Origin of the sequence: Curtobacterium guangdongense (assembly GCF_049341845.1) — a bacterium.
GTDB classification, from domain to species: domain Bacteria; phylum Actinomycetota; class Actinomycetes; order Actinomycetales; family Microbacteriaceae; genus Curtobacterium; species Curtobacterium guangdongense.
Genome location: NZ_JBMPIT010000001.1, coordinates 155,756 through 169,076 on the forward strand (window position 1 = coordinate 155,756; position 13,321 = coordinate 169,076).

The following is a 13,321-nucleotide window of genomic DNA, read 5'->3' on the forward strand; positions in this document are numbered from 1 at the left end:
CATAACGCGCAACGGACGAGAAGGGCGAACCGAGGCGGGGCTACGGGCGGTCCCGTGGCCTCCGAGTCTGGACTCGCAGACTTGGCCGTCAGAGGGCGACGCCGGGCTGGCTCGGCGGCAGTTTTGGCCCGACCGTACTGCGTCGATAGTCTGCGAGGCGACGTCCCGAATTATAGAAATTATAGATGGTTTCGTCGCGAGGCCGACCCGTCGATTGCGATCGAACTCACCGTCCACTACGACGCGCAGGGGAACTCGTTCTTCGTTCACGGTCACGAAGCCCGCCGCGTACCGGCCTTGAGCAGCCCTGGATGCCACCTTCACCATCTGCGAGGGTCCTCGAGATCTTCATCCTGCTGTCGGTCCTGCTCTGCGTTACGTTCGCTCGCGGCCGCGATGCGTAGGTAAAACTGACGAGATGGCGATCCGTCTGCAAATGAGGTAGCCAGTTCTTGAGCTCGAGAGGCACGACCGAGGTCAACGCCGAAGTCGCCAATACTGCGGGAACGCATGCCGAACATGGTGGCAGCGTAAAGGGCGCCGGCGATCCTCCCCTCGGCGTCCCGACTCACCGCTCGCGCTGCGTCAAGAAGCTCAGCCACGAACGCAGGCTGTTGCATCCCATATTCCTGTGGCGCTTCGTCCAGCGCTGCTGCTGCAGCTCGGATTGCTGCATCCGTTCCGTCGCGGACAAGCGAGAGCACAAGCTGCTGAATCTCATCGTCGTAAGGACCCGCAACGAGCGCGAACAGCTTCGGTGCCCACCATGAACTGATCCCGCGCGGCACCTTGCTCATCCAGGTCGCAAGGTCCCGAACGAGCACCGGGTAGTTCGGAGCCGCGCGGAAGTTAGGACCTTCGTCCCAGTGGTACGGGAGGGCCTGGTACCCCTTCTCGCGGTCGATAGCTTTCTCGACACGGCTGCGCAGCATGCGGAGAACTTCCTCCTCGCGTCCGGTGACTGCGAGCGTAAGGAGCTTTTGCACCGAGTAGTCGCTGATGTCCGGGGTAGCGCCAAGCTTATTGATTAGCATGGCCTGGGTTGGCGCGGGTAGCCGGTCCCAATGTATGTTTTCCGCGCCGTACGCAAGCAGCTGAGCAACGACGTGAGCAACCGATTTGAAAACGTCAATTTTTGCATTAGCGACGATCTCGAACGCAAGTGTCTCTGAATCCGAGCCGTACCAACGAATGCCTGAGACGAGAGCAAGCTCAGTGTCTTCATCCGACAACGCGAGGAGCCGGTGGACGAGATCGAGTTCCAGTTCAGACGCTTGTCCGCCATGATCACCACAGACCGAGCCCGCCACGATGGAACTCCACCGGACGTCCTTTGCGAGGAGGGCGTCCGCCGCAGCAAGCCCCCGGTCAGGCTGAGACTTGAAGAGGTGGCCGAGCGCAGGGAGGACGAGTGAGCGCCACGCAAGGTCATCCGGATCGTGCTCGATGGCACCCCCGAGGATGACGCTTGCGAGAGTCCCGCGCTCGTCACAGAGCAGGGTGATGAAGTAACCGGGCAGGACAAAGTGCCCCTGCTCGGCTATCTCGGCCCGTATCGCTTCCAGGATCGCTTGGACTACTTCCTCGTCACTCCCCTGCTTCGCTAGCAGTGCATGCGCTGTCGCCGCGATCTTCTTCTCGCTTGCGGCGATGGTGTAGCGACCCTCTTCTTCATCGTCCTCATCGACCGCCCAGCCCGATCGGAGAAGACGGATTACTTGAATGTCGAGGTCAACCTTAAAGGTTGAGCGGAGGTCTCTGGCACGGGAGCGGGTTGCGCCCTCCCCATAGGTCGCGTGCCAAGACAAGGCCCGGAAGGCCGCGAGTCGTGTCCCTGCGCTTACCGCAGAATCATTCATCGTCCTCGCAAGAACATGTGAAACCAGCGCGAATTCGTCATCAATCTCTGCCCCAGCACCCTGCAAAGCATGCTCGAGCACCTTGATAGCCGCCGCCGCGACAGCCGGATGCTCACGCAGTTGACCCCTCACGATGCTGATGACAGCGGAACGGATCGAGAGGACGTCTTCAATGGGGACGCGGAAGCGTGTGAAGGTCATCGTCAGGGACCCCTCAAATCCCTCTGACATTCCCTCGCGGTCCAATGCCGGCATCAGCAGCCCGATCAACGTCGCGCGCTCGGCTGGACTGGTGCCTTCTTCATCCAGCCAGCTTGCGATAGTTTTCACATACAGTTCAGTGAGGGCGTAGCGCTTTTCGAGGTCGAAGGCGCCAAGCTCACGCAGCAGCCGAAGCCCGTGCTCAGGATTCTGATTCTCGGGACGGCCATCCTGTTTGCCGATTTGCCACAGCAAGCGCATCGCACGAGGAAGACGCTCGAAGTCAGCAGAGTTCCTAATCAAGCGAGTGAGGGCCCGCTCCACCTGTGCCGGCCCAGTCGACGTATCGTGGTCGAAGAAGTCGGCATAGGGCGACTGCTCGACGGGCGCAGGATTAGCGAGGATCTGCTCGGCAAGTTCGAGTGCCAGTGCAGGCCGGGTCCCCGCAACGTACTCCAGGTCGTGGGCCAACGCGATGCGTTCATTGCTACTCGCCGCAAGAGCGACACTTGTAATCGCCGTCCAGAGGTCTTCGGCTAGGTCTAGATCGGCTCTGTCCTGACGAGCTACCCACTCGGCGATCGCAACGTTGCGCAGGGCATTGCGTAGTGGAGCATTGGTCGCCGCAGCGGCTAGCGATTTCGAGTAGCCGGTGGAGCGACCAGAAGCGGTGACAAGGCTCTGTTCGAGGAGGGCGTCACCCAGCATGTCTGGGACGACCCGGACCGACTCACCCCGACGAAGAAGTAGTCCGGCGAACTCGAGCCCGTCGATGGCGCGCGCGATTTCATGTTGTGGCGAGTTGAGCAGGCTCGCTAATGTCTCAATGAAATGCGAATCGTCGGTTCGAATAGGCTGGATGGCCGCGATGGCTTCGAGAAGGGGCTGCGAAGCTATGGAACCGCCATCTCCGATCAAGGAAGTTGCGTAGAGGTCGAGGACCTGGACTCGGAGTTCCTGGCTCGTTCCCATGCTCTCGGGGTTCAACCGCCCTTCTCGGATGAGATGCGAGCCGATGACGATCAAGAGGGGGCAGTCGCGACCGTTCAGGGCAAGAGCGCGCACGGTTCGAGAACTGCTTTCGGGTCCGAGCGCCGCCGTCGCGAGTGCACGAGCAGCGTCGATCGACAGAGGTGGCAGATCAATTCGTGGCAGATCTCGCCAGAGGAAACCCCTGCCGACAGCTCCGCGCACGCGCTCCTCGTGGTGCGGGCGGAAACCCAGAATGATCTGGGCGTCAGGGCGTGCGCGGACGATTCCGTCGAGGAGCGCCCGGAGGTCGCTGTCTCGGTCACCTGCGTCGTCCACGATCACGGTCGGTGAACTGGGTAGTGCTTCCATGTCCTGAGACGAGATGGGCCCCCGTGCGGCAAAAACCACGTTGCGAGAGGCCGAGCGTCGCGCCAGCTCAGTGAGGAGGCGGGTCTTGCCGCTGCCCGGTCCGCCCGTGAGGACAATGATCTGCCGTCCCTCGTCGGCAAAGGTCGTGAGCGCTTGCAGCTCGTCATCTCGACCGACCAGGTCAAAGTCGCGTTCATACCCTGCTCGACCCGCGAGGAAGGGCTCGTTGGCAGATTCGGACAACCACGGTGACGGCGCTTGGATTCCGAGAAAAGGGGCCCGGTAGCCCGGGAAATAGCTGTCCACGAGTTGCAATTTTTGATCGTCGCGGAGACCCCTGACGGCCTTGGAAAGGTCTTCGCCATCCTCCAGAACCCACTCGCTGTAGGCGGCTGCCCTTGCTCGCGCTGCCGGCGTGGCTAGGGGACGGCTCAGTGCGATGACACCCCGATCGATCTGCTCGTTCGATGCAGCGTCCTCAATGGCGGCCTGAACGGCGGCGGCTCCGAAGTCTCGGTGCCGCTTGCACTGGACTCCTATGGTGAGTTCGGGCAAACGTACAATCACGTCGACCCCACCCTGGGCGTAGCCTGAGTCCCCGTTCCGCGACACGCTGGCCTGAGGGTAGCGATACGTCCACAGGTCCCGGCAGAACCTCTCGAAGGTTGCGTCAGACAGCTGGTCGAATGGAAGCACGGGCAAGAGCGGCGTCACCGGCGGACCAGATGGCTGCTCGTAACCTCCGGCCACGAGCAGATCTTCGGCTGCGAGACCGAGGACATCTGCGAGCCGTTCGATCTTGGACCTGCGGGGCCGGCCAGCATCTCGCTCCCAAGTGCTTACCGCTTGTTGACCCACCTCAACCCTTTGCGCCAGGTCCGTTTGCTCTAGTCCCAGTCGCTCGCGGGTTTCGCGGATCAACTCACCGAGGGTGGCCATGTCCCGAAGGTACACACGCGGTGACGCGTGCGACACTCTGACGCACGCGGTTCGACGGTCTCCTTCAAAACCGAAAGTGCAAGCGGAACACAGCCGCAGGCCCTGATCGACACGCTCCGCACCAGCGTCGCGCCCTCACTGGTAGAGCTGCAGGGTCTCGTCCGCGCACTTGTCCCACGCGCCGCCGGCATCCTGGCGCACTTTGAACGGCTCGGCACTCTGGCGGCCGTCGGAGTTTGCCAGCGAGGGCCGGGTTATCCTCTTGATCATTCACTAACCTCTAGAGCGGCGCGATCTATATTCTCTATAACCCGGCCTGGGGTGTGAGCGCGGGCCGCGTACCTAGAAGTGGCGCACCTCTCAATCTGGGTGTGCCGTTTCGGTGTGAACGAGCAGGCGTTTCGGTTCGCTTGTGCGTCTGCGCAAGCAGGGCAGCATCGATCGTGGTCGACACTGGTTGGGAGGCGTGGCGTCGGTCGCTCCGAGTCCGCCGTCGACTTGTGCCGGCCATCGGAGTGGGCTGGCGGCCCGCGCTGCGCCTGCCTTTAGAGCCCAGGCGTGATGCTCATCGGCTCTGTTGTCGCCTCAGGGTCATTTCTTACCAGTGGAGTTCTCTTAGAAGGCGGCAGACAGGTGCATGCCCTCTTCAGGCACGGATATTGCCTTCGTCATGCGTGCATCGAACATTGCGGACGACGTACGCCCACTTGAGCCGCGGGTGGTGAATTGGACCGTTTTGTGCTATGAACCATCGAGCGCGAGGCATGAGGGACTGTTGGCGGGCAGTGGGCGCAATAGTTCCGTGATGCGGAGCGAGGATCGTCATGTACCGCGCCCGCAGTTTCGGGTGCTGAAGCGTTCGTCGAAGACCAAACCCCTTCACATCCCCCATTGCAAGAAGCCGTCCACTCGCGCTGGAAAGTACGAGACTCAGCTCGTTGTTCAAACCTTGAAGGCGGCCAAACAGCTCTCGTATCGGTTGAGACTCAGAGACGCCTCTTGTCGTACCGACGCTTGCACTGGTGGCAAGGCCGTCCCCTAGCTCGCGAGTGCCACCGAGGTCGCCCCTGTCGCCATGGTCGCTATCGTTATATAGCGCATCTTCCGACTCATCGAACGGGCCGGCAAGATCGTTCTGAGCTTGCTCCCACGGGTCGAAGGTTTCACGTTCGCTGACGTCAACCTCGATATCGGCTCCCCAGGACCTCCCGTAGGCTTTCCTGAAGGCCTCGTCGAGCCATTCGTTCTCCGGATGGTTCGCTAGTTCGCGGGCACGTCGGATGAGGGTTGTTGCCCGTTTCCCCCAGCCGACGGGCAATACGGCGGGCGGCCATAGCACATCCCAGTCTTCTCCTGCCATGTGGAAGGACTGGCCGGCTTGCTTAGGGTGCGGGTGTAACTTGACCCCTCGTGCCGCCCAAGCGTCAACCACCTCCGCCATGCTGCCCGCCGGGTACGCAGGCATATGAGTCGCTAGAGCATGAAGCAGCGCGGGAACCCAGCGGGCCGTCGCGGGCAGTTGCGGGTAAACGAATTCGAGAGACCCGCGCATGGCCGCCGATTGTGGCAGCAGCGCCGGCAGCGCCGCGAGTCCTTTCCAGTGGTCGGCGTCGAAGTGCGACACCGCAAGGCAGCGGAGTCGCGAGATACGCGGGAGGATCAGCGTCGCGAGCTGGTGAGCTGACGGAGCGCCGGAGACGTCATGAAGGCTCCCGCAGTCGATGACCATCATCGAAGAAGTGCGAACACTATCGATCACGCTACAGGCGCCGTCGCCGACGTGGACAACCTCGACACTAGTCACGAGTTGTTCCAATTCCTCTCGTATGGGCACTTTTAGCGGCAGTTGCCGCCGAGATCAGCTGCGCCTGCCCGCCGCAGGCACGATGACTGAAGACGACCTCTACCAAACACACATGTGTTGCCGACGGCATGCGCTAGACGTCCAAATCGGCCGTCACGAACGAGTGTTCCAGGCCAGCGTGCTGCATATCCGCGGCGTCGCTAACTGTTCCAGCTGTAGCCGGGAAGGTTCATGCTGGCGAGCACACGCTGGCGTTTCCAGCAGCCGGGGCAAGCACCGCAGGGAAAGTTTGACCGGTGGCACGATGCTGTCTCGGCGATGATGTTTGCGCCGAGGCCTGCGGCGACTAGCAGTTCTTCGGTGGTGTAATTGATGGCTGGGGCTGAAATACGGATGCCGCCTTCCTGGTAAGCAACCAGTGCATCCAGCAGCCGGTAGAACTCTTCGGTACCGTCGAGGTGCCGATCCCCGTCGCCGCGGACAGTCCCGAGCGCGATGCCCTCCGACCCAATTTTCAAAGCCAGCGCCGAAGCGGCTGTTGCGAGGAACTGGTTGCGATACGGCCACCATTCGGGACTCGGAGCATCCTTCACTGCGTCTGCGTCGTCGTGCAGGATTCCCGATCCGAAGTCACGGATGCCGAGCGTGGCGACGTGCAGCCTAATGCCGTATTCCGTGGCGATTCGCTCGGCGGCACGTTGCTCCGTATCCGCTGGGCGTTGTCCATAGTCGAGATACAGCGCGTGCTGCGGACGGAGAAGCGCAGCGAGGGCGGAGCTGTCAAGGCCACCCGAGAGAAGCAGAAGCGTGTTGGGTTGCGAGTCAATCGACACGGGCACGTCTCCGACGCGGCGTGCCGAGGCCGATCCAAATGGCTCGGTAGAGCGCCGTCGTGACGTCCGGGTGCAGTTCGGCGTTCGTACCTGCGAGCATCGTTGTCTGGATGCCCCCCAGATCCGCGGCGACCCCGACGATTGGGATGTTGCGGGCTGTTGCCCATCCAGTTTCGAACAGGGTCCCCGCGTCCCATCCGTCGAGTAGCGCCAGAACTACATCGCTGTCAGCGAGCCCGTCGAGGTCGGCTTGTGCCACTTCCTCAGCGCCAGGCCCGACGTCGTGGATGGGGCTGAAGACGTTCGCGCCGGCTTCGAGAAGGAACACACGGCATGTGTCGACCAGCCATCGCTCGGCGACGGTGAAGAACGGGCCGGCCAGGTAGACCGTCGGCTGTCGGCCGTCGTTGTCGAGGTGCGTTCCCGTAAGCCCGTCAACGTCAAGTCCGGTCAGTAGTTGAGGTGGCAGCGCCATAGTGCGCGTCGAACAACACCATGCGGCTGCCCGGCTCGCAACGCGCGTTGCGTCCGTAGGGAACGCTCCGTTTCCCCACGCGTAAGCGAAGCCCGCTGAGAAGGCGTCCCCGCTTCCGATCTTCCAGACCTCGTCGGTAGGGATCGCACCGACCCACTGAGCGTCTTCGGCAGTTGCATCGACGACGAGGGCGCCTCGTGCGCCCGCCTTGACGACGACCACGTCGAGGTTCAGGTCGGCGATAGCTGCTCGCGCAGCGGCTTCGACGTCTTCGCGGCGACCGATCGATCGAACTTCGCGCGCATTTGCGATGAGGGCGGTAGGACCGGCGGTGGAGCGCAACAGCTGATCGGTTCGTGCGTCGGTGACGCTTTGCGGGTCATAAATCAGGCGTTCCGAAGTGACCGAGATATCGCCGTCCTCGATCATGCCAAACGCCAGCACGGTGTCGTCCGCGACGTGACATGGCTGCTCAAGTCGCGCAGGGCGGCCGCTGATGGATGGCTCAGCGAATGGCGCGAGGTAGTTGAACGAGATCGCGTGGTCGCGCGGCACGGACTCCCCCGCGATGCCAAGCGCCGAGAGTCCCGAGCGGAAGAGTGCATCCCCGGCGGCTTCCATGCTGCTCGTGAACGACACGTCGGGCATTCTGCTGAGCGCCGCCGCGGCGCGGAATCCGCTGCCACCGAGGTCCTCATGATGCTCCGGAGCCGTGACGCGCTCCTGGTAGGTGCCCCCTAGAATCTTCACGCAGCGCTCACTCGAAGCGTGATCGCGCCGGAAGTACGACTGACCTCCGCGAAGTATCGGAACCCAGCGCGGAGGCAATTGATGAGGCGTTGGTCCGGCATGACGGCGCCGGTAACTTGGCCATCAGCAAGCACCGCCACGATCGTAGGGAAATCCCCTTCGACGAGTTGCAGGGTCAGAATGGTGCCATTACGTAGCTGATCGTCGAGGTGCGGGTCGGGCTGCTCGAGCGCCTTAAGAGTCGACACGCTGCCGCAGTCGTCTTCACGTCCACCGCCACCGAAATCAAGGTCCGGCCCCTCGCTACCACTCATGACGTCCCCTCGTTTCTGAGTACTGTAGCGGGTTTCGGGTCCAGCAGTTGGGATCGGTTCGGAGCGGGTCTGCGACGTGCCGCAGCTGCCTGGTCCATCCACACGACGGCGTCGAGATCTTGCGCGGGCACGCCGCCCACATCTGCCCACGAAATGAACGCTGACTCCATGAGCCGGTAGTCCTTTGCCGGCGTCCACCTGCCGTCGAACACGCCGGCCCGGACGCCAGCACGCATGAGGTGGATATCGATGATCGCTACGTCGGCAGATCCGAAGTGATTCCGGACGACCCAGCTCGCAGTCTTGAGTCCGACGCCCGGGAACGTCAGGAGCCATTCCCTTGCAGCGAGTGGCTCCGGCGGAGCTTGTTCGAACCGAAGTCGGTCGAGCGCGGCGGCGATACGAGCAGCCTTCTGGCGAGGAAATCGGTAGCGGAAGCTGCGCCCCGCATAGACGATTGGCTCGACCAGTCTTGAGTACAGCACTTCGGCGGACGCGGAGGAGCCTTCCGCGAGCAGACCGTCCGCACGAAGCGCGCGGAACGCTGCGACGTTCGCCTCGTACGTGATCCCATGGCCTCCGAGTAAACAGGCGATCACCTCTTCGGCGAAGGTCACGCCCAGGCGGTGCGGGGTGCGCGCAGTGGAAGCGCGGAGGAGCCACTCCTCGGTACGTGCGATCCAGTAGGCGGGCGACTGGAAGTGCCACGGTAATCCCCACCGGACTGGTCGCACGGAACCGTCGATGAGCCGGAGTTGACGAACGTCTTCGGTCGGGCTGCCGCCGCCGCTCGCATACGATCCAGTACAACGTGACACGACTCGACGGTAGCTCACAACAAAGCAACTGCGCGCGCCCCGTGCCGCGACACGATCCACCGCCGACGTTCGCAATCGCTCGAACGCATCAAAATCTGAGCCAAGAGGGGGACCATGAAACATAGCCTGACCCGCAGTTTCCGATTCGAGGCTGCACACGTGTTGCCGTGGCACCGGGGCAAGTGCTCGAGACTTCACGGGCACAGCTACCGCCTGGAAGTCACCATCACAGGTCCACTGGATGTGAACGGCATTGTTACGGACTTCGGTGATATCCGGCAGATCGTGGATGCACACGTCGTACAGGTTCTCGACCACACTTACTTGAACGACCGCTTCGATAATCCGACCGTAGAGCTTGTCGCAAGCTGGGTTTTCGAGACGCTCGAGCCTCATTTGCACGGGATCACCTCGGTCCGGATGTGGGAGACCGCCGACTCGAGTGTGGCCGTGCACCGATGAGAGACCGGTTACACATTTCGGAAATTTTCACCTCCCTGCAGGGCGAGGGGCCGAGCCTGGGCGAGTACGCCGTATTTCTTCGACTCGGGCGATGCAACCTCAGCTGCAGCTGGTGTGACACCGCCTACTCGTGGGACTGGACACGGTTCAACGAAGCGGAGGAGATCACCTTGATGCCGATCAGCGACGTAGTCGCGCACGTGCTGGCCATCAACCCGCGACCGTCTCTTCTCGTTGTCTCGGGTGGAGAGCCGCTTCTGCAGCAACCCGCGCTAACGCGACTTCTCGTGACGCTGAACGAGGCAGCGCCCGATTTGCGGGTGGAATTTGAGACTAATGGCACCATTCGCCCATCCCCCATGCTCGCTGCGCAAGCAAACCGATTCGTCGTGTCACCAAAATTGAGTAACAGCAACGTGCCTCTCGAGCGCCGGATACGGCCGGAGACCCTTCGGACGTTCGCCACGGCCGACGCAAACGCTTTCAAGTTCGTGGTGTCGAATGTCGAGGATGTCTCTGAGGTCGTGGCTCTCAGCCGAGAGGTCGGTTTCTCGCGAAATCGAGTGTGGTTGATGCCAGAAGGAGCGACTGAACGTCAGCAGCAGCGATCGATGCGCCTCCTCGCCGACGCGGCAATCAAGGAGGGCTTCAACTTCACGCCGCGCCTGCAGGTCATCCTTTGGGGTGACGAGCGCGGTACCTGACCCAGAACCGGCCACATACGGGGCGCGGTGCAGTCGTCAATTCGTCGATTCGTCGGACCGCAGTCGACGATCGCAGTCTGCTGGACGCCGACCGCAGTGAGTGCGGCCTCAGCGTAGTTCGACGGGTCGCTCTTGACAGAGACTTTGGGCCGAACATCCTGCAGTTGCTTTCGGCGAGCTAGCGCTCGCGGTGTGAGCGTTGCGCGGTCTCTAGACGCGACGCGCACGCGGTGCCATAGAAGACCAACGCCACCTACCAGGCTGCGAACTCTGAAAAGACCGTGACCCCGTACTCGATGGCGCAATCTCAGGGCAAATTTCTTCGCGACTCCCAGAATGTAACGCGGCCTGCTGGCCGCGCTCGTCTAAGACCGGCCATGACCACCCGACCTGACGTCTGCTGCCACCCGGTCGCCCTCGCTGGCGACCGGGTGTCGCTCGACCCGCTGCGTCCCCGACGTTCCCTGGCGGGCGCCCGGACGCCGTGCGGCGAGACGGGAGCGCGCCGAGCGATTGCCACCGCAGCCCCCGCACCCAAGGATGACAGCAGCGGATGCGCCTTGTTCGCCCCTTCCAATCGCAACCCGAATCGACTGGACCGCGCATGAGAGAAGCAGAGTTCCCGGGCACGGCGTGGGCTGACGTCGTGTTCACCGGCGCCGGAGTCTCCATGGGACCGCCGACCGCATTGCCGTCCGGAGCGGATCTGACGGCTGTGGCCTGGCAAGCGGTCCGCGAATCGCTACCTGATTACCAGGCCGTGCTCAGCGATGCGGCGGAGGTGATTTCGACCCCGACCGCGTCCGATGATGGCAGCCTGCGCCTCGAACACCTCATGAATCTCATTGATCGGGTGCGCGCAGATCGTCCGCTGGTCGAAATCTACGACCTCGTGAAGGGTGGGCAGCCCAACGGACTGCACGCGCTGATCGCTGAGCTTCCTGCCCAGGTAGCGACGGTCAACATGGACCTTCTGCACGAGGCAGCAAGCCCTGGCGGCGTGAACGTGATGCATCTCCACGGTGACGTCGACCACGAGGACCAGATCTCGACCACGATCGAGCAGTACCTCATCGGGGTTCCGGACGCACTTGCGGAGCCCTTTGTTGACGCCATCGCGGGTCGTCGCGTCCTTGTCGTCGGCTGGGGCGCCCGCGATCTCGACATCGTCGAACTGTTCCTCCGCCACCCTCCCGCAGCGGTACATCTGATCCAGCACGGAAGTGCCGAGACGCAAGATCCACAGTTGAGTGACCCTGCGCGGATCTTCCTGCAACGCGTTGCAGCTCAGACCCGGCATGGGGCAGCGCCCGAGGTGACGTGGCAGCAGGCGGACGCCACGGAACTGCTTCGCACCGCAATGGGCCGCGAGCAGGAACGGCTGCACCCGGCCGATGCTCCACGCCGCCGCGACTGGCCCGTGCCCGAACGGGCCGCGCAGGCGCTCGGCACCCTCTCCGAATCAGCGCGAGTAGCTGCCGCCATCCGTGTGCTCTTCGCATCCGGTGAGCACGGTGCGGTGATCCGGATGGCCACCCTGGCTCGACAGCGCGGTGCAAGCAACGACGAGATCGAGACGAACCGCGGCCGATCCCTACGGAAACTTAGCCAGCACCGGGCTGCACTGATGGCTTTCCTCTCCCCTCGCGGACGGGAAAGCGGACCTCGGCCACGACTGCACCCGAACGAGATATCGGCTCTACTACCAGCGTTTGGGCTGCAGCGCGTCAGCACCCTCTTCGACACGGCGCTCGTGGCGCGCGCCGTACGTCGCGGCCAACGAGCGGAGCAGGTGTTGCCGCTGGCACGGCGAGTACAGCTGCTGAACGTGCGCGGGCGAATTCGCGACACGGCGTTCGACGCGGAACGAGTCTGGCAGCTGAGTAACGCGCTCGGGCCCCTGGGGCTCGGCAACCAGATCGACGCAATCACATGGTCCGCAGACGCGCTGAAGCTGCAGGGCCGCTTCGAGGAAGCGATCAGGCGCATCAGCGAAGCATCCGACCGGATCCCGTACAGCAACCCATCGCAGTCGGCATGGGCGATGTGGAAACTCGCGGAACTGCAGCTCCTCGCCGGCCGGCCCGCGGAGGCGCTACAGACGCTCGACAGAGCGCTGCCAGATGTCCGGCGGGCGGCGGAGGCTTCCATCCGTTTCTGGATGCTCAGCACCCGTACGGACGCCGAGCGAACCGTCGACCGTACCGCCGCGCGCGGACATCTCGCGGAGGCGGCGCGGATCAATCCCCGCGATCCAGAGTCCCACGCCTACTTCCGGCTGATCGCGGGCTCCTTAGACGCGGCCGAAGGGCGACACAGCTCCGCAACTCAGCACCTCCTCGCCGTTACCCGGATGGCTCGTTCCCCGTTGCGGCCTATCGCGACCGCGCTGGTGGCCGCGCAGCTCATCCGGATCGCGTTCGCATCAAGCCCGAGCGCCCATGAGTTGCGTCGCATCGCGCGTCGCTCGTACCGCATCGGTTTAGATGGGGGCGGTCAGCGGGCCGCTTCGATGCTTCTGGCGTTTGAGGATGGGGAGGACCTCACGCAGTTCCTGGCGCTTCCCATCCTCATGTGACCGAGCCGCCGCTCGCCTATCTTGAACAAGCACCGTGAAGACAGCGCACCCAGCCCATCCCGCCAACCACGGCACTGGCACATTGCGGCGCGCAATATCTGGTCAGGGTGCTAGCCCAAGATGCGGCAGAGGGCACGAATAAAGAGGGCCGGAGCCTGCGGCCGGCCTAACGGCGCGCTGCCTCGTCCGGTGCGCTCACAAGAGCGCAGATGCTAAGTCACGCGACAGTGAGGAGGAGAACGC

The 13,321-nt window shown here is 63.2% G+C and carries 10 protein-coding genes; 3 read left to right on the plus strand and 7 right to left on the minus strand.

The annotated features are described in order from the left end of the window. Nucleotides 1–320 precede the first annotated feature (320 nt). The 7 genes from ACO0E1_RS00705 to ACO0E1_RS00735 form a co-directional block, all read right to left on the minus strand. Nucleotides 321–4,340: a helix-turn-helix domain-containing protein gene (locus tag ACO0E1_RS00705; RefSeq protein WP_422872398.1), complete on the minus strand. Its 4,020-nt coding sequence runs from the start codon at nucleotides 4,338–4,340 to the stop codon at nucleotides 321–323. 135 nt (nucleotides 4,341–4,475) lie between these two features. Then, on the minus strand, nucleotides 4,476–4,610 hold the full coding sequence (locus tag ACO0E1_RS00710; RefSeq protein ID WP_422872399.1) for a hypothetical protein: 135 nt from the start codon (nucleotides 4,608–4,610) through the stop codon (nucleotides 4,476–4,478). A 376-nt stretch (nucleotides 4,611–4,986) separates the two neighbouring features. Beyond that, nucleotides 4,987–6,156 (minus strand): ComEC/Rec2 family competence protein, encoded by a 1,170-nt coding sequence (locus tag ACO0E1_RS00715; protein ID WP_422872400.1) that lies wholly within the window; start codon nucleotides 6,154–6,156, stop codon nucleotides 4,987–4,989. Between the two features lie 188 nt (nucleotides 6,157–6,344). Next, nucleotides 6,345–6,977: a 7-cyano-7-deazaguanine synthase gene (locus tag ACO0E1_RS00720; protein WP_422872401.1), complete on the minus strand. Its 633-nt coding sequence runs from the start codon at nucleotides 6,975–6,977 to the stop codon at nucleotides 6,345–6,347. Then, nucleotides 6,967–8,202 carry a PfkB family carbohydrate kinase gene (locus tag ACO0E1_RS00725; protein WP_422872402.1) on the minus strand — a complete coding sequence of 412 codons (1,236 nt, stop codon included), beginning with the start codon at nucleotides 8,200–8,202 and terminating at the stop codon, nucleotides 6,967–6,969. Before ACO0E1_RS00725 ends, ACO0E1_RS00720 begins: the two co-directional genes overlap by 11 nt. Then, nucleotides 8,199–8,516: a hypothetical protein gene (locus ACO0E1_RS00730; protein ID WP_422872403.1), complete on the minus strand. Its 318-nt coding sequence runs from the start codon at nucleotides 8,514–8,516 to the stop codon at nucleotides 8,199–8,201. The genes ACO0E1_RS00725 and ACO0E1_RS00730 overlap by 4 nt, the downstream gene beginning before the upstream one ends. Beyond that, nucleotides 8,513–9,457 carry an 8-oxoguanine DNA glycosylase gene (locus ACO0E1_RS00735; protein WP_422872404.1) on the minus strand — a complete coding sequence of 315 codons (945 nt, stop codon included), beginning with the start codon at nucleotides 9,455–9,457 and terminating at the stop codon, nucleotides 8,513–8,515. Before ACO0E1_RS00735 ends, ACO0E1_RS00730 begins: the two co-directional genes overlap by 4 nt. Here ACO0E1_RS00735 and queD point away from each other — a divergent pair. From queD to ACO0E1_RS00750, 3 genes are all read left to right on the plus strand, one after another. After that, nucleotides 9,449–9,796, plus strand: a complete 348-nt coding sequence (gene queD, locus ACO0E1_RS00740) for a 6-carboxytetrahydropterin synthase QueD (protein WP_422872405.1) — start codon at nucleotides 9,449–9,451, stop codon at nucleotides 9,794–9,796. The two genes, ACO0E1_RS00735 and queD, sit on opposite strands and share 9 nt — an antisense overlap. Continuing rightward, a complete protein-coding gene (locus ACO0E1_RS00745) occupies nucleotides 9,793–10,500 on the plus strand; it encodes a 7-carboxy-7-deazaguanine synthase QueE (protein ID WP_422872406.1) in 708 nt (235 codons plus the stop codon). Before queD ends, ACO0E1_RS00745 begins: the two co-directional genes overlap by 4 nt. A 604-nt stretch (nucleotides 10,501–11,104) precedes the next feature. Continuing rightward, a complete protein-coding gene (locus tag ACO0E1_RS00750; RefSeq protein ID WP_422872407.1) occupies nucleotides 11,105–13,078 on the plus strand; it encodes a tetratricopeptide repeat protein in 1,974 nt (657 codons plus the stop codon). Nucleotides 13,079–13,321: the final 243 nt, after the last annotated feature.